Genomic DNA, 22,921 nt, shown 5'->3' on the forward strand with positions numbered 1-22,921 from the left:
ATTTTTGCGCTAGCTCATTAAAGCGTTTTAACTTTTAGTGAGCGTTGAAAAAGCAAAGATAGTGTAATAAAGAGTATACCTTTTTTTGAAAAAAATTATTTGATAATTTCAGCAGTATTCCAAATTTCGGTTTCGGCAGTTTCTCTAGCGTATTCCAAAAATGTTCTAGCCTTTCTACCTAATACTTGTTCTATATCATTGCTAATTTTTTGATTATTTGGATTAGTAAGTACATTACTAAATAAATACTCAATTAGCCAAATTACATCTTCAGGTAACTGCATTTGCCTCATGCCTTCAATATACTGTTCTAAAGTTATCTCATGAAAGGTTAAATTTCTATTTGTAACTGTAGAGATTGTGTGAATAATGTCTTTAAAAGTAATTAGTTCAGGACCTGTTACTTCAATTGTTTTTCCATTGTAATCATTATCTAATAGCACTGTTGCTGCTACTTCAGCAATATCGTTAGCATCTACAAACGGAATTAAAACATTAGACATTGGTAGAGCCACTTCTCCTGAAAGTATTGGGTCTAAAAAGAAGCTTTCGCTCCAATTTTGGTTAAACCAAGATGCTCTTACAATGGTATAATCTACACCAGAATTCTTTACAATGGTTTCGCAAGCTTCAGCTTCAACTTCGCCTTTTCCTGAAAGCAAAACAATTTTTTTTACACCAAGTTCTTTAGCTAAATAAGTTAAACTTTCTATTGCTTCTTTAGCTCCTGGTACTGCTAAATCAGGGTAATAGGTGATGTACATTTTTTCAATGCCTTTTAAGGATTCAATCCAAGTGTTTTTATCGTCCCAATCAAAGCTTGGTGTTGCTTGTCTTGATCCAATTCTAGGTTGTATACCTTTCTTTTGTAATTGCTCTACTACTCGACGACCAGTTTTTCCTGTTCCTCCGATAATTAAAATGTTACTGTTCATAATTTGATTGATTTAAAATAGTTTTTGAATAAAAATTGAAATAAGTAAAAGAATAAATGAAATCATATTTGATAGGGTTCTTATGTTATGATATTGGTTCCAGTTACTTTCGTAATAGTCTCTGAAGTTTTTTAATTCGTTTATATTTAATGCTTTGATGTCTAATGCATCTAATTCATTGTTTAAGGGCACATTTCCAAAGGCAGTAACACCAAAAGTGCCTATGAGATATATAATTGCAGAAGTTAATAAGAGCCAAAACATTAGTTTATTATTGTTTTGTAGAGCTGCATTTAAAATTAGAGTGATTAAGCTCCCGAAAAAAACGATAAAAAATACAGGATTAAGAATTTCTTTATTAATGCTTTGCATGGTTTCTAGATAAGTGAGGTCACCAATTTTTTTTGTTCCTAAAATCACCGAAACTGACCAAGTAAAGAAGAATCCAACAGAAAGTGCATTTAGTAAAACTGTGATAAAAAATACTGAAGTTTTCATGATGTTTTGTTTTTAGTTAAATGACTTCCGAAATAGAATACTATAAAGTAAAGTTCAACTACAATGGCATAAAATACAGGGTTTGAGAAAAAGCTAGAATAACTACCATCTTCAGGAATTATAAAAACTGGAACAGTAATTAAAGCGTCAAGTAAAACAGCAGTAAATACAAATATTAGAGCTAATGTTGAAGGCTTCATTTGTCCTTTTTTGTAAAACAAATAGGTTCCAAGACAAGCACTTGGTACAATTGACAATGCTAATATAATATTGGCTTGTCGCTCAGGGTTTTCTAAGATGTTGATGTAAAACGATGTCAAATAAAAGCTAACACCCAAAACCCATACTATAATGGCGCATATAATACTAAGTAACCGATTGCAAATCATAATTTTTGGTTTTTTAATTATGATACAAATCTATAGCTATTGTAAATCAGCTACTTATTTAAAAAGCATTAAGATTTATTCGAAAAGCATTTTAGACTTGGCTAGGTCTGTAGCCAAATTTTTTTTCAAAAGCATTTGAGAATGAGCCTAGGCTGTCATAACCTACAGCCCAAGCAGCTTCTTGGATGGTTGTGCGCTCTTTTTTTATGAGATTGTGTGCCTTATTTAAACGCTCATTTTGTAAGTACTTAAAAACAGAAACACCAAATTGGGCTTTAAATTCTTTTTTTAGAGTGTTAGTGTTGGTGCCTATTTTATGAGCAAGTTCGGTAAGTGAAGGTGGGTTTTCTAAATCAGATAATAGGAGTTCTTGCGCAAGATTAATTTTTTCAAGTTGTTCAACATTTATTTTTGTTGATTGTTGACTTGCTAATTGTCCGAAGTAATGTGAAAGTAAAGCCGTCATATGGCTTTTGTAAAACATCATTTTAATGCCTCCTTCATAAGTGTTGCTAAAGAACTGTTCAACTAATAGAAACATTTCAGGGCTCATTTTAAAAACAGGACCTTCAACATAATGATCTTTTGGATGTACTAGTTGGTGTAAAAATTGTTCTAGAAATTGACCTTCACCATTAGGTAGCTTATCTAAATTTCTTAAACTCGTTGCTATCACCAAGCATTGTAATGGCTTTTGTGATGAAACTAGGTGCTCAAATTCTACTTTTTCATCAGCATAAAACGAAAGCACCATACCTTTTGTATGATGAAATGTTTTAGTTTTTTCGTTGTATTTTACGTTTAAACCAACATCGCCAGCACCATAAAAAGCTATAGCTATTACTGGTTCGTCAAAAAAGCAGGAATCAACTAAAGTAGTATTAGTTGAGGCTTCTTCTAATAAAATTGTGCAGTCGTTTATGTCTATTATTTCACGATTCATTAACTTTTCAAGGTTGCCCAAACACCAATAGTAGTAATTGAAATAGTTTGAATGAATAAAGATACTATTTTTGAGTTATATTATTGTAAGGCTGATATTCTATCAAATCCTACAGTGTCTCTATACAATTGAGGAGATACTTCGGCATTTTTCTTAAAAAATCTACTAAAGTAATATTCATCATTATAACCTAATTCAAAAGCTATTTCTTTTACAGTTTTGTTAGTTAAATAGAGTTCTCGTTTGGCTTCTATAATTATACGTTCAGAAATTAAATCGGTTAGTGTTTTGTTAAAGTGGGCTTTGGTTAACTTGGTAAGAGCTTTGGGTGTTATTGCAAGCATATCAGCATATTCACTAGCAGAGTGCTTGGTTTTATAATGTGTTTCAATGTAGTTTTTTAAATTTTGAAGTATAAATGGTTCTTCTGTATCACTACGTTCTTTTTGTATTTCAGACTGTTGCTCGGTTTTTAACCTTGATGCAGTAATTAAAAAAATCTTTAAGTAAGAAACCAATAATTCATATTGTGCTAGAGCAGGATTTTGCATCTCAGTTTTAATTTGTTCTACTACCATATTAAAATTGGCTTGGGCTTTAGCATCTACATCTACAAAAGGAGGATTGTAAATATTATTAAATAATACACCATGACAAGCTACTTCTTTATGGTGTTTATGAATACAGAAAAAATCTGGATGAAAATTTATGACTAAACCACTCAAAGGACTTTCAGCTTCAAGTAAAAAAGGTTGATGAGGTGAAAACGACAATAACGTATTTGGCGTAAAATTATAAGTGTTAAAATCGGCTTTTATAATTCCGTTACCTTGTTGTATCCAAATAAGGGAGTAATAGTTGTGTTTGTCTATATGGTCAAAAGGATTGTTACGTTCAAAATAACATAGTTTGAATGCTAAATTACCTGTTTGTGGGTTTGTGAGCGTAAAGCTATCTCTTTGTTCCATAATCATTATTGCTTGTTAGTGTACTTTTAGAATTACTCTATCTATAATTTGTTTTGCTGTGCTAATGTGCGAAAGATCCTTGTAAAGGTTGCCATTTTTTCCTGAATGATGTCCATGACCTATAAGTTGCATTATTTTATACGTATTGTCTTTAATGTTGAGAGATGATACCTCTGTAGCATAAATTAATGATGGTTGACCAACTTGACCAGAACCAGAATATATGTCATCATCAGGAAATTTATCTTTGGTGTAATAGTTATTCCAATCGTAAGATTGATTTACTTCTAGCATTACTTTATAGTGTTTTAAATCGTTCAAATCACTTTTAGATTTAATAATAAAATTCCCTGTAGGTGTTGCACCCGAAACAGCATCAATATCTGTAGCGTTATTAAGCGGCACATATAAACCATCTGATGCTTTTATACCTCTTTTATGAGACCAATATGGTAAAGCTTCAGGACGTCTTTTTACTGCAGATTGCCATTTACCGTCAACGTTTTTACCATAATCAAATGTACTTGATGCTATTACTCTAGAAATATAAAGCGTTTCTATATAATTACCAAGACTATCCTCTAACCATATAGCGAACAAAGGATATTGAAAAGCATTGCCTTTTTTTAATTCTATTTCAAAATTATGATGACCATTAGCATTAGAGAGTTCTATGACTTCATACTCAAAAGGTGTTTCAACTTTCCCTAGTTTTTTATTTCTTAACTGATTACCAAAATTATAAACGCCATTTAATAAAGGTATATTAAAATATAGACCAAAAGCTAGAGCTACAATAATGCTAAAAATAAATGGCGCTTGAAGTTTTTGAAAACGTGGTTTTCTATTTCCCGTGATGTAGTTAAAGAGTGGTTTTTTGTTATTGATTATATGGAATACCATAGTTAATACAAACAAGAAACCAAAAACTGTATGCAAAGAAGCAAGACCTTTGCTAAATGGTATGATGTACATAGCTATACCTGAACCTAATAAAACAAGGAGTATAACAATTAATACATTTCCTAAAAGCCTTCTATTCATTGTGTTGTTGATTGTTAGGTTTTATAATCGTCTGTCGCTTTCTTTAATTTTTAAATCATTTATGCTTGCGTAACGCTTTTGCATAAGCCCATTTTCATCAAATTCCCAAAGCTCATTTCCGTAGGCTCTATACCATTGGTCGTTATTATCTTGAAATTCATACTCAAACCTCACAGCCATTCTATTGTTTTTAAATCCCCAAAGCTCTTTTTTTAGTTTGTAGTGTCTTTCGTTATTCCATTTTTTGGTTAAAAATGCAATAATTTCAGTTCTTCCGTTAATAAACTGAGTTCTATTTCTCCATTCAGAATCTATTGTATATGTTTTAGATACTTTTACTGGATCTTTAGAGTTCCAAGCATCTTCAGCCATTTGTACTTTTAATCTTGCCGTTTCTTCATTAAATGGAGGAATTGGTTGTTTTATTTCTGTATTCATTTTTAATGTGTTTTTGGTTGTGTTAACAACCTTCCTCATTTTGATTTTAGAATGAAAAAGGTTGTTTGTGTATTGGATTAATTATCATTAGGCTTTTATTGTGGCTTTACTACTTAGTTCTTGTTGTTGAAATTTATGAATAAAGAACCATAAAGGAACACCATATGCTAAGTGCCTTACCATTGAAAGTATTGGTAGCATTGCTCCAGCTTCTAAACCAGCAACGCCAGCACCTAAAAGAGGAAACATAAAAAACCAAACAAGTGCTATGGTTTCTGCAATTACAAAAATTTGAGCTCTTAGCCAATTAGGACCAATTAATGATGGTGCTATTCCAGCGTATAAAACAGCTAATAATATACCGTTTGAGTAATGACCAAATACACCATACGCTAAACCTAGTCCTGTTTTTTCTCCTATTATTCCTGCAATATCCCACCATGTTCCTGTGAATAAAAGACCTATCAAATCAAAAGCTAAAGTCCCTGTGATACCTGCTAAAATGGCATTTCGCCAATTAATACTATGTGTTTTCATTGTGTTTTGTTTTAATGAGTTATAAAGAGCCTCTTCAACAAGAAAAGACTCTGTTTTTTTAGAATGTTTTAAATACTTTCAGCAATAGGAAAGTCTACTGGCACTTTAGTTAGATTGTGTAAATAGTTCATTGCTGTTTTGTCACTTACTTGAAGAATAACATCTACAAGGTTTTCTTTGGTATAACCTTGAGCAAAGAAATCAGCAACATTTTCATTACTAGCTTTTCCTCTGTTTTCAGTGATATCAGCTGCTAATTTTACTAAAGCGTTTAGTTTAGCATTATCACTTGTTCCTTTTCTAATATCTAGTAATTGCTCGTCGCTAAATCCGTTCATTTTACCAAGTACTAAATGTGCACTTTGGCAATACACACATTCGTTTACCTGACTTACAATAAGGTTTACAGCTTCTTTTTCTTTGTTGTTTAAAGAGGTTTTAGCGTTTTGGTAGTCTAAAAAACGTTTCAAACCATTATCAGAATATGCTATTGTAGCATAAAGATTTGGAACAAAGCCTAGAGCTTTGTTTAAATTGTCAAAAATTTCTTGATTGTTTTGAGATACTTCTTCTCGTGTAGGAACTTTAAATTCCGTTGCAGTTAAATTTTCCATTTTTTTATATTTTAAATTGTTTGTCATTATTGACACTGCAAATTTGAAGAAGAAAACAATGTGTTAAAATGGACAATTTTCGCCTATGAATGGATAATTTTCTTTTAAGATAATTTTAACTGTTGTGTTTTGATTAACAGTTCTTTACGTTTTTTTTAAATTGCTAACTTACTGTTGAGTGGATTAAAAAAGACCTATAAATATTTCTTTTGTCCTTTTATCGATTAAATTAGTTTTTTTATGATAAAAGAAGTACTTTAATTTCTTAAATACTTTCTTATATAGTAAGCAGTATTTTTTCAGGTGTTAATTCAACAAAGCGCATTAGAGGGATTAAATATGTTTTTATGAGCAACACAAAGAAAAAATTACTTCTAGAGCTACAGAATTCCTATGGGTTTTCTGAAAATTTTATTGAATCCTTACAGGATGGACTTTTAATTACTGACACCCAAGGTGAAGTTTTAATGGTCAATGCTGCGGCTTGTAGTATAACAGGATTTAATAAAAACGAGTTACTAAATATTAAAACTCCATTTCCGTTTTGGCCAAAAAAATATATTAATGAGTTTAACCAGAGGTTTAAAGATTTTCAAGAGAATCATTTAAAGCGTGAATTTGAAGCTGTTTATAAGCATAAAAAAGGAGAAGAATTTCCTGTTTTAGTTTTTTTGGCTGCCATAAAAAATACTAAGTCTAAAGTAATAGCTTATCTTAAATATTTTCAATCAATTTCTGATCATGATTATGAAATAGAGTCACTCGAGCTATCTAATAAAGACATTTTTTCGGTTTTAAATTATAGAAAAAGATATCTTAATTTACTGATTGAGAGAAACATTTCCTCACAACTCGAAAACACATTAAATAATATTTCTGATGGTTTGGTTTCTTTTGACACTAACCTTTGTTATACCTATATTAATAATAGAGCTGGTGAGATTTTAGGAAGATTACCTGAAGATTTATTAGGTAAACATGTATGGACTGAGTTTCCTGAAGCAGTAGGTTTGCCAACTTACAACGCATTTTACAAAGCTATTGAGACAAAAGAAACCCAATATTTTGAGGATTATTACGAGCCTTTAAATAAATGGTTTGCCAATAAGGTGTATCCTCATGCTAATGGATTGACCTTATATTTTATTGACATAACACCACAAAAAATTGCAGAACGTTTAATAGCTAAAAGTGAAAAATACTTAAACAACATTATTAATAAAATAGGAGATCCTGTTTTTGTTAAGGATGAGCATAGTAAAGTTATTTTAGCTAACGATGCATTTTGTGAAATGTTCAACTCTCCAAGAGAGTATATTATAGGTAAAACACTTGTAGAAGATGTTGAGCCTGAAGAGGCCGAATTAGCATTAAAAATAGATAGACATGTTTTAAAAACAGGAGAAGAGAACGTCAATGAAGAAACCTTAACATTAAGAGGAGGAGAAACACAATATTTATCGACTAAAAAAACTCGCTTTTTAGATGAAGAAGGTAATAAGTTTCTTGTTGGAATTATTAGAGATGTTACCAAACAAAAAAAGGCTGAATTAGAAATAAAAGAAGCTAGAGACTATTCAGAATCTTTAATAGAATCAATGAACGAAGGGTTAATTGTGTTCAATATGGAAACCGAAATAACCAAAGTAAATCCTTCGTTTTGTAAGATGTCTGGTTTTACTGAAGAAGAGTTGATTGGTCAGCAATGTCCATATCCTTTTTCGCCACCAGAAATTGAAGATGAGTCCAACCTTCGTCACGAACAAATAGAAAGAGGAGAAGAACTAAATAATTTTGAAACTATATACATGCGTAAAGACGGAACCCGTTTTAATGTTGATGTAATGGTTTCTAGTATTGAAGACTCTGATGGAACTATAAAATCTTATTTTGGAACAATAATAGATACTACTGAACGAAAAAAAGCAGAACTCGATTTAAGAGCAGCCAAAGAGTTTACTAGTAACCTTGTTATGTCTATGCAAGAAGGTTTAATTATAACTAATCTTGAAGGGGAAGTTATAATGGTTAACGACTCAACTTGTAAAATTTTAGGATACTCCAAAGAAGAATTGGTTGGAATGCAATCACCTTACTCATTTACTAAAAAAGAGGATTACAATAAAATTCTTGTTGATAAAAAAAGAATAGAAGCAGGAAAGTCTCCATCACTTCAATATGAAATTATAAGAAAAAATGGGGAGCAGTTTTTAGCATCATTTTTAACAGGAGTTATTAAAAACGAAACTGGAGAAATTACAGCTTTATTTGGAACAATGAAAGATATTTCAGAGGAAGAAAAAGCTAAAAAAATATTAGAAGAACGTGCAATACAGTCTTCACAAAAAAAAGATGTAATTTTAAAATTAGCTGAACTTGTAGGACACGATTTTAAATCTTCATTAAAGACAATTACTAAACTATCTGCCGAAACATTAAATGTTTGTCGTGTAAGTGTTTGGAGTTTTAATGATAATAATAATGCGATACATTGTGAGCAATTATATGAATTAAAATCAAACTCTTATGAAAAAAACTTCACCATAAATTATGAGGACAACCCAAACTATTTTAAGGCTTTAGAAAGCAATAAATCTATTTTAGTGGTTGATGCCCAAAATGATAACATCACCAAGCAGTTTTCAGAAAACTACCTTAAACCTAATAAAATTAAATCGTTAATGGATGTGTTTATAAACAGCACAACTGGGTATTATGGTATAATTTGTTTTGAGCATGTTGGAGAGGAGACTAGAGATTGGACTATTGAAGAGCAAGAGTTTGCAAGTTCTATAGCTAATGTGGTGTCCTTAATGGTAGAGAGTTATGAACGTAAAATAGCCGAAGAAACAATAGCGAAAACAAATACTCAGCTTTTAGAGGCTAATAAAGAGTTGAATGAATTAAAAAAGCAGTTAGAACAAGAGAACGTTTATTTAAGAAATGAGTTAGACCTTGTCTTCAATTATGAAGAAATGGTATATGGTAGTGTTGAGTTTAGTAATGTGTTGACAGAAGTAGAGCGTGTTGCTCCTACAAATGCTACTGTATTATTGTTAGGAGAATCTGGTACAGGTAAAGAGCTATTAGCGAGAGCAATTCACAATACAAGTAACCGAAATAATAAACCGTTAATAAAAGTAAACTGTTCAGCAATACCAAGGGAGTTGATTGAGAGCGAGTTGTTTGGACATAAAAAAGGGTCGTTTACAGGAGCATTTAGTGATAAAGTAGGAAAATTTGAACTTGCTGATGGTGGAACGCTTTTTTTAGATGAAATAGGAGAACTTCCCATAGATATGCAACCTAAAATTTTAAGATTCTTACAAGAAGGCGAAATTGAGGTAGTAGGAGGAGTTGGCTTAAAAAAGCTAGATGTTAGAGTTATTGCAGCTACAAACAGAAACCTTAAAGAAGAAATTGAGAAAAAACAATTTAGGGAAGACTTGTATTTTAGGCTTAACGTGTTCCCTATTAGTATTCCGCCATTGAGAGATCGTAAAGACGATATTCCTTTATTGGTAGAGCATTTTGTAGATAAATTCAATAAAGCTTATGAAAAGCAAATAAAGTACATTTCTGATGAAGCTATGGCTCAAATGAAGACTTATAATTGGCCTGGGAATATTAGAGAGCTAGAAAACTTAATAGAAAGAGCTGTAATACTAACAAGCACAGAAACTTTAATGATACCAGGTTTTGAAACTTCAACGCAAAAATCAAAACAACGTATCAATAGTAAGGACTTATCTTTAAACTCTGTATTAAAAGCTCACATACTTGAAGTGTTAGAAAGTTGTAACTGGAAAATTAGTGGTCCAAAAAGCGCTTCAGATGTATTGGGACTAAAACCTAGTACCTTACGCGATAAAATGACCAAATTAGGAATACAAAAACCTTAATGTAATACTCACGGTATTCCGTGAGTGTCTTTTCTTCTTATAAAAAAAACACGGTATTCCGACACGTTTTAATTTCATTGAAAAAAGTTCAATATTTTTAAGTATTTGAAAATCAACAAATTGTATTTGTTTTTCTTCCTGAGGTCATTTTTTGGCATTGGTATTGTCTTAAATGATTCAAATTCAGGATAATGACGAGTGAAATACGAATAGATGATTTTAGATTTAAGGTTGAAGACAATATTATTTATTGTGAGGTAAGTAATAGTTATGACTCTAACCAAACGGAAGCTGCTTTTGAAAAAATCTTCTCTAAAGTAATAGCTTCATTATCAGGAGGGAAATATATGCCTATTATCATAAATATTGAAAATGTAGGGTTTTTTAAAGCTATTAAGATATTTAAGTTTTTAGTGAATAACTCAATACTTAATTCTTTAGTGCTTTCTAAGACATTTTTAGTTGATAGTTATCTTTTAAAAGGAGTGTTAACTGTTTACAGTTTTATGTATAACCCTATAATTCCAGATAGAGTATTTAAGACGTTAAGGATGGCAATAAGGCATTGCGATAAAAACAATATTATTTTCAACGGATTAAGTTAAAGTATGGATAATCATAAAGTTGTGAAAGTAGGTAATACTAAATTTTGGATTGAAGATGGTATACTTTTTTGTCAATTTTTAAGCACTAATAATTACAGCAAATTAGATTTGAATAAAGTAGAAGAATATATAAAAGCAATTGAAAAAATGTGTCAGGGTAATCCAATGCCTTTTGTTGTAGATATAAGAGGTGTTAAAGGAGCCTTTACACCTGAAGCAGGAAATTTAATGGCTAATTCCCCAATTTTAAAAAGTTTAAGAATTTCTGAAGCTTTTATTCTTAATTCTATTGGAGCAAAACTTTTAATTGCTTCTTACAAAAGAATATACGATTCTACTACACCTCATGGCATTTTCGGTGACATTAGATTAGCAAAACAATATTGTACAGAAACTAAAAATGACTTTTATGGGAGAGAATAAGCTTAAAAATATAATATTATCTCAATTAGAGTCTAACTCTATGGTTACCATAACAGACGACTTAGGAAGAGTAGAGTATGCTAATAATGTTTTTTGTAAAACACTAGAGTATGATAGTGATAAAGTAGTAGGAGAATCGCATACACTTTTTAAGTCTCATTTGCATTCAGATCCTTTGTATAAAGGGTTATGGCGAACTTTAAAAATGGGAAAAACATGGAAAGGTACTCTAAGCGAAACCTTATCTAATGGTAAAGAAATTTGGTTAGATGCAACGATAATTCCATTTAAAACTAAAAAAGAAAAACATACAAGGTATTTAGCAGTATATAATGACGTTACCCAATATAAATTAGACAATAAAAACTTAAAAGAAGAAAACATAAAAAGCAAAACACTTTTTAACAATATGCCTGTTTATGTTTTTACAATTACCAAGCATGGAAAAATATTAAATGTTAGTAAAAAATGTTACAATAAAAGCATCAAAGACTTGATTGGCACCTATATTTATGACTATATTAACATTGATTTTTTTGAAGTTTTTAAGAGAAATATTGATTACGTATTCATTAACAAGACTTTAAGTGAATTTGAAAGTTATGACCTTGATGCAAATGGAAAAAAAATAAACTATTCTACACTAGTTTCCCCAAATTTTAATGAACTAGGAATTGTAGTTTCGGCAACTTTAATTATAAAACAAAACCTTAAAAAAAATATTATAAATGAAATAGAAGAATTAAGAGCAAGTACTTTACAAACCCCAAAAGAGTACTCAACTCAATAACCCTAAATAACTAACTTTAAAACTCCCTACTTATGAAGTTGAACATTATGTTAATTGACGATAATAAAATTGATTTATTTGTTAGTCAAAAAACAATTGAAAAGGTTGTGCCAGATTGCAATGTACGAACCTTTGTTAACGCAAATTCTGCGCTTAAGTTTTTGCAAATTCTAGACGGTAAAACTGTTTACCCAACGCTTTCCTTACCAGATATTATTTTACTAGACATTAGTATGCCTTTTATGGATGGTTTTCAATTTTTAGAAGAATTTAAAAAACTAAAGAAGCCTAAAAGGAAAGAGATAAAAATTTATATGCTTTCAGCTACAACTAACCTAAAAGATGTTATAAAGGCAAAAAACGAATTACTCTGTGAAGATTTAATCTACAAGCCTTTAAGAAAAGATCATTTATATAAGGTGTTTTCAAAAATTGAAACCTATTCAAGTAACTGCAAATATCACAAAGAAAATTATAACTCTGATGCTTTAAGAATTACACCTTAACCCAATCTACTTTATTAACTATAGCCTTTTTTTATGAAGAAAAACTACACTAAAATATGTTTTCTTGCTCTTTTTTGCTTTTCATTTGGGTACTCGCAAATCTCAAATGAAGGAGTATTTGAAATCTCAGCATCAACTGATGTTTATTTTGAAAATGAATACACTAATAAAACAACAGGAACTCATAACAACGATGGTAATTTATACCTAAACAACAACTTTGTAAACAACGGAACTACAACCTCCACTTCAGGAACTACTTATTTTAAAAGTGCGAGTAATCCTTTGTTAAGTATTTCAGGATTATCTAATGAAATTAACTTTTATAATCTAGAAGTTGATGTAACAGCAACTAACACTAAAGGACTTTCAGTAAACGATGGATTTGCTTTAAATGTAGAAAATGCTGTAAATTTTACAAGTGGAGATATTAGACTTGTTGGAGAAGCGCAACTAATCCAAACGCACTCTGGTGTTGATGCTAATACAATTACATCAGGAAAGTTGTTAATTGACCAACAAGGATACTCATCAGCCTATAAGTTTAACTATTGGTCGTCTCCAGTTAATAATGGTGGTACATTTTCACTATTAGGCGGAAAGTTTGATGGTACAGATTCTAGTATTAATTCATTTAATCCACAACAAGCTTCATTTAATTCTGGTTCGCCATACAATGGTTTGCCATCAGTAGTTGACGGATCTGATAATGTAATTACACCTTTGACCATTAATACCTATTGGTTGTATCAGTACATGCAAGGTACAGGAGCATATTCTGATTGGGTAAGTTTAGATGAAAACAGCACTTTAAACCCTGGACAAGGTTATACCATGAAAGGGACAAACACTCTATTGTCAGAACAGAATTATGTGTATTATGGAGCGCCAAATAATGGAGATTATTCGTTTGCAATAAACTCAGGAGAGCAATCATTGTTAGGGAATCCGTATCCTTCTGCACTAGATTCTGAAAAGTTTATTAATGATAATATTTTACTTCTAGATGCGCTTTACTTTTGGGTTGATGGAGGATCAACTTCTCATGCTTTAACCGATTATTTAGGAGGTTATGCAATAAGAAATTTAACAGGAGGTACACCTCCTTCAATAGCATCACCTTTAATAAGTGGACTAGGTAGCTCAGGTAGTGTTACACCTCCAAAACAATATGTGCCAGTTGGTCAGGGCTTTTTTGTTGAAGCTTATGGTACAGGTTCTATTGTGTTTAATAACTCTCAAAGAGCATTTAAGTCTGAAGTAGTTGAAGAGTCTATTTTTTATAGTACAACAGATAGTAACCAACAAGAATCAGTTAAACAATACATTAGACTAGGTTACGAAGATCCAGAAGGATTTCACAGGCAATTATTACTTGGTTTTTTACCAAACTCACCAGCTGATATAAACTATAACTTGGGTTATGATGCACTGCTAAATAGACATAGAGAAGATGATATGTTTTTTATTATTGATAACGACTTAACTAAAAAATATGCAATTCAAGGTTTAGATGATTATCAAAATACGTTAGAGTTCCCTATAGGTATTTTAATTTCTGAAAATGGAACACATAATATCATGATTGATGCTCTTGAAAACTTTTCTGATAATGTTTATTTAAAAGATAATGTATTAAACACTACTCATAATTTAACCGAGTCTAGCTACAGTGTTAATTTACCAATAGGCGAATATTTAGATAGATTTTCAATAGTATTTATGCCGCAAGCAACTTTATCTAACAATGACAACGATATTGAAAATGTCAAAATTTATTATGATGGTAATGAGCATATAATTATAAGCAATGCAAATAGAGTAGAGCTTAAATCTATAAAAGTATTTAATGTATTAGGTCAAGAAATATTAGCCTTAAATAAGAACCTTAATAATAAAACAAACATATCAATTCCATTTAGTGAAAGTGATGGAGTTTATATTGTACAGATAGAAACAATTAATAGCAAACACACCCAAAAAATCTTAAACTACTAGTTATGAAAAAAATAAAATTTATAATCTCTATTATAACCTTATGCATAGGTTTTAATTACAACGGTTTTTCTCAAGTTGGAATTGGAACAACCAATCCAGATCCTTCTTCAATGTTAGATATAAGCTCTACGGAAAAAGGAATGTTAACTCCACGAATGACCACTACTCAAAGAACTGCAATTTCTAGTCCAGCTGAAGGGCTTTTGGTATTCGATACCGATGAAAATGTGTTTTATTTTTATAATGGAGGAAGTTGGTTGCCATTAGAGGGAGCAGAAACTAGAACTAATTATAAGTTGGTTAAAAGTGTTGCTGATTTATCTGATGAATTATCAGGTGGAAAATATGTTTTAAACGAAAATTACTTATATGAAATCAACGGAACAATACTAATAGATAACCCAATAGATTTAAATGGAGCATATATTGAAGGACATGACACAGGAGAAGATATTCTTGTAAATAATACAGGTTCAGCTTTGTTTAGTGGTAGTAAAGGTGGACGTATTAAAGATGTTGTGATTAGTGGTAATGGACAACAAGTTTTTGATATCACAGGGTCTGGAGTAGAAAGTGTTGTTGGATATAGTGTAATTATTAATGGAGCATCTTCAATAGGAACATTAAGTAACTTAGGTATAGTATATTTTGAGGTGTTTCAGCTCATTAACTCTAGTGATGGTATTGATGCTTCAAATATCACGTCTTTGTATATGGATAAAGTGTTTTGGACTGATACTAATTCAGGTACTTTTTTAACTCTTTCAGGGACATTTGATAATTTGCAATTGGCTAATGGAAGAGTTGTAGCTGATTCAGGAGAAACAGGAATTGATTTAAGTGCAAACCCTACAATTAATATTTCTGCTTCGCTTTCTGAAATAAGTTTTACAGGTGCAGGAACAAGAGTAAACCCATATACAGTAGGAACATATCCTGGTTATAACTTCACTACAGCTTGGGATGTGGATTGTCCAGGAATTCAATTAGAAACTGATAATGTAGCAAGTGGAGATATACACCTAGATGCACCAATTGGTAGTGGCTTTGAAACAGATTTTGGATCAATAGGATCAGGAGTTGAGACAAAGCTTGTAGGAACCTCAACATCTAATAACTTATTTAGATTTAGTGCTCCTGTTGATAATAGAATTGTTTATGATGGTGTTAAGACTAGAAACTTTCACATATCATCTAGTATTTCTTTTCAAGGTGATAACAATAACTCAATTTATATCTTCTATATAGCAAAAAATGGAAGTGTTTTAGAAGATACCAAAGTTTATAGAGAAATTGGAGCAAATAATGATGTAGGAGCTGTGTCTGTTGTGGGTTCAGTTGAATTGTCTCAAGGCGATTACATAGAGGTTTGGGCCGAAAAATTCTCTGGAGGAGGAAGTTTGCTTGTGGTTTCTTTAAACCTAATAGCTCAATAATAAAGTAAGTGTTTTTTTGAATTGATTAGTAGAGAAGTCTCCTTTTTGTATTAAAAGGAGGCTTTTTTAAAATGAGGATTTTCGTAATTAGAATTAATGATTCCTTTTAAACTAAAAATTACAAAATGATTTAAAAGCTCATCATTACTGTAAGTGTCAAAAAGCGTATTGTCTTTAAAAGCAATTTCTTCAAACCTCTTAAAATACAACTCGCAAAACAATTTTATATTCACATCACTACTAATAAACTTAAATACTTGAGCTTTTTGTAGTAGCCCATAAACAATTTCGTTTACAAACTCATCCCTAAAATCATCAAAGACTTTATTGGCTTCTGGGTAGTATTTTTTTAAGCCAAAAATAAACGAAGGTTTAAAGTGTTTTAAATACTCAAACCCTCGTTTGTACAATAGTATAATACAAGAAAGAGGGTCTTGTTCTTTAGCTATTATTTCCTTTATATTTTCATTAAAAGAGTCTATCAAACACGTAACACTAGCTATAACAAGCTCCTCTTTACTACTGTAATATTTGTAAATAGTTTTTTTTGAAATACCCAAACAGTGCGCCAACTCGTCCATAGTAAAACGCTTGCTTCCAAAGGTGGTAAAATTAGCCACCGAACATTCCAAAAGTTCTTCTTTACTTATCATTATTATTTCCAGCCACCACCAAGTGCTTCATACAAATTAACAACACTTAATAACTGCTGTAGTTTATTATCAATAACATTCAATTCAGCATTTAAAGCGCTTTCTCTTGCAGTTAATAGGTCTAAGTAATTAGCATAACCATTTTTAAGTAATTCCTCAGAATTAGCTTCAGCTTGTCGTAGCGCTTCAACTTCATTTTGTCTGTATTCAAATTTTTCAGTTTCAGCATCATAATCGTATAATGCATTTGATACTTCGTTACCAGCTGTTAATAAAGTCTTTTTAAAGTTTAATAAGGCTTGTTCTTGTTGAGCTACAGCTACTTCATGCTGAGTTTTAATTTGTCTCTTGTTAAATATTGGCTGTGTTAATCCTCCAACAAGAGTAGCGAACAATGAATTGGCATTAAATAATTCATCTAATTCTAAACTTTGAAATCCGCCACTTGCTGTTAAGGTTAGCGATGGGTAAAAATTACTTCTAGCAACATTGGTTAATTCAAAGGCATTAATTAAACTATATTCGGCAGCAATAACATCAGGTCTGTTGCTAAGTAGAGTAGCAGGAACACCTAATTTAATATCAGCATTTAACTGCTGTTGAGTTAATGCACTTCGGTTAACAGTTTCTGCTGGTCTTCCTAATAATAAATTAAAAGCATTTTCAGTTTTAAAAATAGCAGCTTCCAAATCTACTTTTAGTGCTTTTGCATTATTGTATTGTGCTATATTTTGGTCCACTGCAACTTGAGTTACTTGTCCTGCATCTTTAAGTGCTTTAATGGTATACACACTACTATCTCTTGTTGCAATAGTTTGATTTGTAATTTCCAATTGAGCATCTAAAGCTAACAATTGGTAGTAGGTTGAAGCAATAGCTGAAACTAATTGTGTTTTAACAGCTTGATGAGCTGCAACTGTTTGTAAATAGCTAGCTTCGCCAGCACGTTTATTACTTCTTATTTTTCCCCAAATGTCAGCTTCCCAAGATAAGTTTGCTGAAAGTTCATATTGGTCTAAAGAAGAAAACAAACCACCAAACTGACTGTTTTCAGATAACTCTTGATGGGTTACCTGTGCATTTGCGTTTAATGTTGGAAAATAACCAGCTTTACCTTGTTTCATGTAAGCTTCAGCAGCAGCTATTTGTTGAATAGCCACACGAATGTCCAAGTTGTTTTGAAGACCTTCTTCAATATATTGTTTTAAGTAAGTGTCAGAGAACATATCTTTCCATGATACATCTGCCATAGACAAACTATCTTGTGGTAAGTTATCAGTTCTGTACAAATGTTCTGTTTCATCTAATTCAGGACGTGTATAGTCCTTTGCAACAAAACAACTTTGTAAAGTTGTGGCCATAACGACCACAACTAAGGTTTTATTTATAATAGAATTCATATTAATTAAGCTTCTTTAGTTTCAATAACAGGTTTACGTGATATTTTTTCTTGTAGCCATTGGAATAGTATAAACAGGATAGGAATAATGAAAACACCTAAAATTGTTCCAATAAACATTCCACCAGCTGCTCCTGTACCAATGGAGTTGTTTCCTTCGGCACCTACACCTTTAGCCAATACTAATGGCATTAATCCTAAAATAAAGGCAAAAGATGTCATTAAAATAGGACGTAAACGTGCTTTGGCTCCATTTATAGCTGCATCTACCAAACTTTCACCATGTCGTCGACGTTGTACAGCGAACTCCACGATAAGAATCGCGTTTTTAGCCAAAAGACCAACTAACATAATTAAGGCAATCTGGAAGTAGATGTTGTTTTCTAATCCCATCATTTTAGTAGAAAAGAATGCTCCAAATACACCTAAAGGCAGTGAAAAAATTACCGATAATGGTAATAAATAACTTTCGTACTGAGCTGCTAATAAGAAATACACAAACACTATTACTAATAAGAAAATAACAACTGTTTGGTTTCCTGCACTAACTTCTTCACGAGATAAACCTGAGTAGGCAACTTCATAGTTGCTAGGCAGATTTTTGATTTCTTCATTTACAATGGCAATGGCATCACCTGTACTAAACCCAGGGTTTGAAGCACCACTGATTTTTGAAGAGTTATATAAGTTGAATCGTGTTACCGATTGTGGACCATACACACGTTTTAAACTCACAAACTGTGTAATTGGAGCCATATCACCACTTCCTGTTTTGATATACAATTCGTTTAGGGAATTGGCATCGCTTCTGTCTTCAGGAGAGGCTTGAACATACACTCTATATTGCTTTCCAAATCTCGCAAAATCTGCAGCATACACACCACCTATATAACCTTGTAAAGTTGAGAATATACTGCTAATTGTAACGCCATAACGCTTGGCTAATGGTACATTGATATCCAATTCGTACTGTGGATATTTTGTGTTGAATGAAGATTGTCCATACTGAATTTCAGGATGCTTCATTAAGTTACCAATGAATTCTTGGGTTGTAGCATCTAAATCTTCAAAACTACCACCAGATTTATCAAGTAAGTTCACTTCAAATCCACCAGAGAGTCCAAACCCTGGAATACTCGGAGGCGCAAAGAAAATAATGTTAGCATCTGGAATAGTTGCTGCAATACCAAAAAGTTTCCCAACAATTGCGTTTGATGATAAATCATCTGTTTCTCTTTCTTCCCAATCATCCAATTTTACAAAACCTAATCCGTAGTTTGTTCCAGCTCCACTAATCAAACTTCTACCGTTAATAACCGTTACACCTTTAACACCTTCAAGCGCACTGGCTTTTTCATATAATTCTTCGGTCACCATATTTGTTCTGTCCATTGAAGCACCAGCAGGTAACTCAATATTCATGAATATGATTCCTCTATCTTCATTAGGAACAAATCCAGTAGGTGTCGTATTTGCAGCCCACCAAATTCCAACTCCAGAGAGAATCAATACAAAAGCTGTAATCCATTTGTTTTTGTATAGGAATGCCAATGATTTTCCATAACGTTGGGTTGTGGCATTAAATCCAGCATTAAATTTATCGTAGAATTTCTGTAAGAAACTTTTATTCTTGTGTTCTTCCTCATCATGACCTTTTAAAAACAAAGCACAAAGTGCAGGACTTAATGTTAATGCATTAACTGCTGAAATTAAAATAGCTACAATTAACGTAACACCAAACTGCTCATAGAATACACCTGTTGGACCTTGAATAAAGGTTACAGGAATAAATACTGCAGCCATAACCAAAGTGATCGATATAATTGCTCCTGATATTTCATGCATTGCATCTAGCGTAGCTGCTTTGGCATCTGTTGCGCCTTCATCAATTTTGGCGTGCACTGCTTCAACAACCACAATGGCATCATCAACCACAATACCTATGGCAAGTACCAATGCAAATAAGGTTAATAGGTTAATGGAGTAACCAAATAAGTTCAAAAAGAAGAACGTACCAATAATAGCTACTGGAACAGCAATGGCAGGAATTAACGTAGAACGAAAATCTTGAAGGAATATAAACACTACCAAGAACACCAATAAGAAGGCTTCAACCAAAGTATTACGCACCTTGTTCATGGAAGCAGTTAAGAAGTTATTAGTATCGTAATTAATCACATACTCGATACCATCTGGAAAATCTAGAGATAAACGATCTAATTCTGTTTTAATGGTTTCAATAATTTCCTGAGCGTTAGAACCAGCTGTTTGATAAATACCCATATTCACACTTGGGTAACCTTCGGTAAATCCGTAACCATCATAACCCTGAGCGTCTAACTCAATTTTTGCTACATCTTTTAAATGTAAATATTCACCATTATCTAAAGCTTTTATGATAATGTCTTCATATTGTTTTTCAGTTTTAAAACGACCACTATACTTAATATTGTATGAAAATGCTTGTCCATCGTTTTGCCCTAAAGAACCAGCAGATGCTTCTAAACTTTGTTCTTGTAAAGCTGCTGTAACATCACTAGGGACAAGATTGTAAGCTGCTAGTTTTTCTGGTTTTAACCATACTCGCATAGCATAATCTTGGTTGGAGAATACTTGTACATTACCAACACCATTAACCCTTTGTAATGCAGGAATAACGTTGATTTTTAAATAATTCTGAACAAAAGTAGCATTGTAATCTTCATTTTTTGAAAATACGGACAAGAACATCAAAGCAGATGTCTGCTGTTTTTGAGTAGTTACACCTGTTTGAATTACTTCACTAGGTAATAATGGATTTGCACGTGCTACACGGTTTTGAACGTTTACAGCTGCTATGTCTGGATCCATTTCCTGATCGAAATAAACAGTAATGTTTGCTGTACCATTATTGTCAGCAGAGGAAGTCATATAAGTCATTCCTTCAACTCCATTTATTTGTTCTTCAATAGGAATGATAACACTCTCCAAGATTGTTTCGGCACTTGCTCCAGGGTAAGTTGCATTTACTTGAATAGTTGGAGGTGCAATGTCTGGATATTGTTCTACAGGTAGCGTTGAATACCCTAAAATACCCAGAATAACTATAATGATGGAAATAACGGTCGATAAAACCGGTCTTTCTATAAAGGTTTTTAACATGATTTTTGTCTTCTAAATATTATTGAAACAAAGTTTTTATTGGTTTTACGATGCTATCAAAAGCAACTTTTTGTGGTTGAATAGGTGTTCGGTTTCTAAGTTTACCAATACCTTTAACCACTATTACATCTCCTTTTTGTACGCCTGAGTTTACAATGTAAAGCTCATTGGTTTTATCTTGAATTGAAATAGGAGTTGAAACTGTAGTGTTATTTTCAACTTTATAAACAAATGTTTGTCCTTGTTGCTCAAAAGTAGCAGTTTGAGGTACTACAGCAACATTTTCATAATGCTTAGGAATTTCAATGGTACCGCTGTTACCATTGGTTAATAAAAGGTTAGGGTTTTCAAAAATAGCCCTAAAACTTACCGTTCCTGTATTAGCATCTATTTGTCCTGTTACTGTTTGGATAATCCCTTGTTGGTTGTAGGTTTGACCATTAGCTAACAGCAATTCAACCTTTGGGAAGTTGTTTATTTTGTCCTGAAGTGTTTTACCTTCTGTTTGTTGTAAGAAGTTTAAATATTCAGTTTCATTCATAGAAAAATAGGCATATACTTTTTCTATACTTGCAACAGTAGTTAATGGTTTAGCACTTGTAGCACTTACTAAAGACCCTTCTCTGTAAGGAATAGCTCCAACATAACCATCTACAGGGCTTACTACTGTTGCATAACCAATATTTGCAACAATACTATTATAAGCGCTTTTGGCTTGTGCTAAATTAGCTTTAGCAGTTTCTAATTGTACTGAGCTTATTATATTTTTTTCTACCAAAGGCTTTAGTTTGTCAACTTCTACCTGAGCTACATTAACACTAGCTTTAGCAGCTTCAGCATCTTGACTTAAAGATTGAGTTTCCAATTTAAAAAGAGCTTGTCCCTTTTTAACTTGTTGGCCTTCGTCTACCAAAACTTTTTGAATGTAACCAGATACCTTTGCACGTACTTCACTGTTTATGGTTCCTTCAATTGTTGTCGGGTAGGTTGTATAGGCAGTAGCGCTTTTTTGAGGAACTTCAGTTACTGTAAATGGTAAAGCCTGAGCTTGCTGTTGTGTTTGTTGTTGTTCTTGTTTACATCCTGTAAACACTAATGTGGCAACTCCCAAAACTATTGTACTATATATTCGAAATTGTTTCATTTTTTGATTTTGATTAGTATTAATTATTTACAATTGTTTCTTTTAATTTATTTATTGATTTTATGGCTTCATCATGAAATTCTACAAAGCTTTCATGAAATTGTAGGTCAAATTTGTTTTCATCGCTCAAGTTTTTGTTGGCATCTCTTTTAAAATCCATAATCTCTAGGTGAAGTTGTTGTTCAGATTTCCACTCTTCAACTAGATTTCCTATATCACGAATCATAGTGTCATGATCCATGATGAAGTATTTTTTTCTGTCACCTGTTTTGGTGAAGTAGGTTATTTTTTTTAAATCTTGTAAATGATTAAGATGTGTTGAAATTGTACTCTTGCTAGCACAAAGGTTCGACACTAAATCTTCAAACGTAGTTCCTTGTTTTCCTGTTAAAATCACATAAGAAAAGATTCTGGCTGCCATAGGTGCCATCTGCTTTTTTCTTTCAAAATGAATCCCTAGTTTTTCTACTAACTCACACTTTTTTCCATCCATTGTTTTCATCTTATTTAAATTTTACAATGCAAAAATATTAATTAGTTCGAAACAAACCGAACTAA

Annotated in this window: 21 protein-coding genes; 7 read left to right on the forward strand and 14 right to left on the reverse strand. The window is 32.0% G+C overall.

Annotated features, from left to right (window positions below):
• Positions 1-95: 95 nt before the first annotated feature.
• The 9 genes from OD803_RS07195 to OD803_RS07235 form a co-directional block, all read right to left on the reverse strand.
• Entirely contained in the window at positions 96-935 is an 840-nt protein-coding gene (locus tag OD803_RS07195) for an NmrA family NAD(P)-binding protein (protein WP_262732931.1), read from the reverse strand.
• Positions 936-947: 12 nt separating this feature from the next.
• Positions 948-1,433 carry an anthrone oxygenase family protein gene (locus OD803_RS07200; RefSeq protein ID WP_262732932.1) on the reverse strand — a complete coding sequence of 162 codons (486 nt, stop codon included), beginning with the start codon at positions 1,431-1,433 and terminating at the stop codon, positions 948-950.
• Complete coding sequence (locus OD803_RS07205) at positions 1,430-1,822, reverse strand: DUF5367 family protein (RefSeq protein ID WP_262732933.1); 393 nt, start codon at positions 1,820-1,822, stop codon at positions 1,430-1,432. Before OD803_RS07205 ends, OD803_RS07200 begins: the two co-directional genes overlap by 4 nt.
• Positions 1,823-1,913: 91 nt before the next feature.
• Positions 1,914-2,765: a helix-turn-helix domain-containing protein gene (locus OD803_RS07210; RefSeq protein ID WP_262732934.1), complete on the reverse strand. Its 852-nt coding sequence runs from the start codon at positions 2,763-2,765 to the stop codon at positions 1,914-1,916.
• An 80-nt stretch (positions 2,766-2,845) separates the two neighbouring features.
• The gene (locus OD803_RS07215; protein ID WP_262732935.1) at positions 2,846-3,733 is read right to left on the reverse strand and encodes a helix-turn-helix domain-containing protein; all 888 of its coding nucleotides are present in this window, start codon (positions 3,731-3,733) and stop codon (positions 2,846-2,848) included.
• Positions 3,734-3,748: 15 nt separating this feature from the next.
• Positions 3,749-4,777 carry a DUF2271 domain-containing protein gene (locus OD803_RS07220; protein WP_262732936.1) on the reverse strand — a complete coding sequence of 343 codons (1,029 nt, stop codon included), beginning with the start codon at positions 4,775-4,777 and terminating at the stop codon, positions 3,749-3,751.
• Between the two features lie 21 nt (positions 4,778-4,798).
• The gene (locus tag OD803_RS07225) at positions 4,799-5,215 is read right to left on the reverse strand and encodes a nuclear transport factor 2 family protein (RefSeq protein ID WP_262732937.1); all 417 of its coding nucleotides are present in this window, start codon (positions 5,213-5,215) and stop codon (positions 4,799-4,801) included.
• An 87-nt stretch (positions 5,216-5,302) separates the two neighbouring features.
• The gene (locus OD803_RS07230; RefSeq protein WP_187347853.1) at positions 5,303-5,752 is read right to left on the reverse strand and encodes a hypothetical protein; all 450 of its coding nucleotides are present in this window, start codon (positions 5,750-5,752) and stop codon (positions 5,303-5,305) included.
• A 68-nt stretch (positions 5,753-5,820) separates the two neighbouring features.
• Positions 5,821-6,366 (reverse strand): carboxymuconolactone decarboxylase family protein, encoded by a 546-nt coding sequence (locus OD803_RS07235; protein ID WP_131507464.1) that lies wholly within the window; start codon positions 6,364-6,366, stop codon positions 5,821-5,823.
• 347 nt (positions 6,367-6,713) lie between these two features.
• Here OD803_RS07235 and OD803_RS07240 point away from each other — a divergent pair, with 347 nt between their 5' ends.
• The 7 genes from OD803_RS07240 (at position 6,714) to OD803_RS07270 (ending at position 16,026) form a co-directional block, all read left to right on the forward strand.
• Positions 6,714-10,268: a PAS domain S-box protein gene (locus OD803_RS07240; protein WP_262732938.1), complete on the forward strand. Its 3,555-nt coding sequence runs from the start codon at positions 6,714-6,716 to the stop codon at positions 10,266-10,268.
• A 191-nt stretch (positions 10,269-10,459) separates the two neighbouring features.
• Positions 10,460-10,873 (forward strand): hypothetical protein, encoded by a 414-nt coding sequence (locus OD803_RS07245; protein ID WP_262732939.1) that lies wholly within the window; start codon positions 10,460-10,462, stop codon positions 10,871-10,873.
• Positions 10,874-10,876: 3 nt separating this feature from the next.
• Positions 10,877-11,296 (forward strand): DUF7793 family protein, encoded by a 420-nt coding sequence (locus OD803_RS07250; protein ID WP_262732940.1) that lies wholly within the window; start codon positions 10,877-10,879, stop codon positions 11,294-11,296.
• On the forward strand, positions 11,283-12,086 hold the full coding sequence (locus OD803_RS07255) for a PAS domain-containing protein (RefSeq protein WP_262732941.1): 804 nt from the start codon (positions 11,283-11,285) through the stop codon (positions 12,084-12,086). Before OD803_RS07250 ends, OD803_RS07255 begins: the two co-directional genes overlap by 14 nt.
• A 32-nt stretch (positions 12,087-12,118) precedes the next feature.
• A complete protein-coding gene (locus OD803_RS07260) occupies positions 12,119-12,592 on the forward strand; it encodes a response regulator (RefSeq protein ID WP_262732942.1) in 474 nt (157 codons plus the stop codon).
• A 33-nt stretch (positions 12,593-12,625) separates the two neighbouring features.
• Positions 12,626-14,590: a T9SS type A sorting domain-containing protein gene (locus OD803_RS07265; RefSeq protein ID WP_262732943.1), complete on the forward strand. Its 1,965-nt coding sequence runs from the start codon at positions 12,626-12,628 to the stop codon at positions 14,588-14,590.
• 2 nt (positions 14,591-14,592) lie between these two features.
• On the forward strand, positions 14,593-16,026 hold the full coding sequence (locus OD803_RS07270; RefSeq protein WP_262732944.1) for a cell wall anchor protein: 1,434 nt from the start codon (positions 14,593-14,595) through the stop codon (positions 16,024-16,026).
• Positions 16,027-16,076: 50 nt separating this feature from the next.
• Here OD803_RS07270 and OD803_RS07275 read toward each other — a convergent pair whose 3' ends face one another.
• From OD803_RS07275 to OD803_RS07295, 5 genes are read right to left on the reverse strand one after another with little or no spacing between them, the layout of a single operon-like run.
• Positions 16,077-16,679, reverse strand: coding sequence for a TetR/AcrR family transcriptional regulator (locus OD803_RS07275; protein WP_131507451.1), 603 nt, complete (start codon positions 16,677-16,679; stop codon positions 16,077-16,079).
• Positions 16,680-16,681: 2 nt separating this feature from the next.
• Positions 16,682-18,079 carry an efflux transporter outer membrane subunit gene (locus OD803_RS07280; protein ID WP_262732945.1) on the reverse strand — a complete coding sequence of 466 codons (1,398 nt, stop codon included), beginning with the start codon at positions 18,077-18,079 and terminating at the stop codon, positions 16,682-16,684.
• A gap of 5 nt (positions 18,080-18,084) precedes the next feature.
• Positions 18,085-21,219, reverse strand: a complete 3,135-nt coding sequence (locus OD803_RS07285; protein ID WP_262732946.1) for an efflux RND transporter permease subunit — start codon at positions 21,217-21,219, stop codon at positions 18,085-18,087.
• Between the two features lie 19 nt (positions 21,220-21,238).
• The gene (locus tag OD803_RS07290) at positions 21,239-22,363 is read right to left on the reverse strand and encodes an efflux RND transporter periplasmic adaptor subunit (RefSeq protein WP_129760672.1); all 1,125 of its coding nucleotides are present in this window, start codon (positions 22,361-22,363) and stop codon (positions 21,239-21,241) included.
• 19 nt (positions 22,364-22,382) lie between these two features.
• Positions 22,383-22,865: a GbsR/MarR family transcriptional regulator gene (locus OD803_RS07295; RefSeq protein ID WP_262732947.1), complete on the reverse strand. Its 483-nt coding sequence runs from the start codon at positions 22,863-22,865 to the stop codon at positions 22,383-22,385.
• Positions 22,866-22,921 lie beyond the last annotated feature (56 nt).

Source organism: Gaetbulibacter sp. NE, assembly GCF_025548475.1.
GTDB lineage: Bacteria > Bacteroidota > Bacteroidia > Flavobacteriales > Flavobacteriaceae > Gaetbulibacter_B > Gaetbulibacter_B jejuensis.

Bases quoted from the DNA above. Each gene is read 5' to 3' on its own strand.
- OD803_RS07220 (WP_262732936.1), bottom strand. From the start codon at position 4,777: ATGAATAGAAGGCTTTTAGGAAATGTATTAATTGTTATACTCCTTGTT.
- OD803_RS07200 (WP_262732932.1), bottom strand. From the start codon at position 1,433: ATGAAAACTTCAGTATTTTTTATCACAGTTTTACTAAATGCACTTTCT.
- OD803_RS07195 (WP_262732931.1), bottom strand. From the start codon at position 935: ATGAACAGTAACATTTTAATTATCGGAGGAACAGGAAAAACTGGTCGT.
- OD803_RS07240 (WP_262732938.1), top strand. From the start codon at position 6,714: ATGAGCAACACAAAGAAAAAATTACTTCTAGAGCTACAGAATTCCTAT.
- OD803_RS07255 (WP_262732941.1), top strand. From the start codon at position 11,283: ATGGGAGAGAATAAGCTTAAAAATATAATATTATCTCAATTAGAGTCT.
- OD803_RS07225 (WP_262732937.1), bottom strand. From the start codon at position 5,215: ATGAATACAGAAATAAAACAACCAATTCCTCCATTTAATGAAGAAACG.
- OD803_RS07230 (WP_187347853.1), bottom strand. From the start codon at position 5,752: ATGAAAACACATAGTATTAATTGGCGAAATGCCATTTTAGCAGGTATC.
- OD803_RS07290 (WP_129760672.1), bottom strand. From the start codon at position 22,363: ATGAAACAATTTCGAATATATAGTACAATAGTTTTGGGAGTTGCCACA.
- OD803_RS07265 (WP_262732943.1), top strand. From the start codon at position 12,626: ATGAAGAAAAACTACACTAAAATATGTTTTCTTGCTCTTTTTTGCTTT.
- OD803_RS07295 (WP_262732947.1), bottom strand. From the start codon at position 22,865: ATGAAAACAATGGATGGAAAAAAGTGTGAGTTAGTAGAAAAACTAGGG.
- OD803_RS07280 (WP_262732945.1), bottom strand. From the start codon at position 18,079: ATGAATTCTATTATAAATAAAACCTTAGTTGTGGTCGTTATGGCCACA.
- OD803_RS07205 (WP_262732933.1), bottom strand. From the start codon at position 1,822: ATGATTTGCAATCGGTTACTTAGTATTATATGCGCCATTATAGTATGG.
- OD803_RS07270 (WP_262732944.1), top strand. From the start codon at position 14,593: ATGAAAAAAATAAAATTTATAATCTCTATTATAACCTTATGCATAGGT.
- OD803_RS07245 (WP_262732939.1), top strand. From the start codon at position 10,460: ATGACGAGTGAAATACGAATAGATGATTTTAGATTTAAGGTTGAAGAC.
- OD803_RS07215 (WP_262732935.1), bottom strand. From the start codon at position 3,733: ATGGAACAAAGAGATAGCTTTACGCTCACAAACCCACAAACAGGTAAT.
- OD803_RS07275 (WP_131507451.1), bottom strand. From the start codon at position 16,679: ATGATAAGTAAAGAAGAACTTTTGGAATGTTCGGTGGCTAATTTTACC.
- OD803_RS07260 (WP_262732942.1), top strand. From the start codon at position 12,119: ATGAAGTTGAACATTATGTTAATTGACGATAATAAAATTGATTTATTT.
- OD803_RS07250 (WP_262732940.1), top strand. From the start codon at position 10,877: ATGGATAATCATAAAGTTGTGAAAGTAGGTAATACTAAATTTTGGATT.
- OD803_RS07235 (WP_131507464.1), bottom strand. From the start codon at position 6,366: ATGGAAAATTTAACTGCAACGGAATTTAAAGTTCCTACACGAGAAGAA.
- OD803_RS07285 (WP_262732946.1), bottom strand. From the start codon at position 21,219: ATGTTAAAAACCTTTATAGAAAGACCGGTTTTATCGACCGTTATTTCC.
- OD803_RS07210 (WP_262732934.1), bottom strand. From the start codon at position 2,765: ATGAATCGTGAAATAATAGACATAAACGACTGCACAATTTTATTAGAA.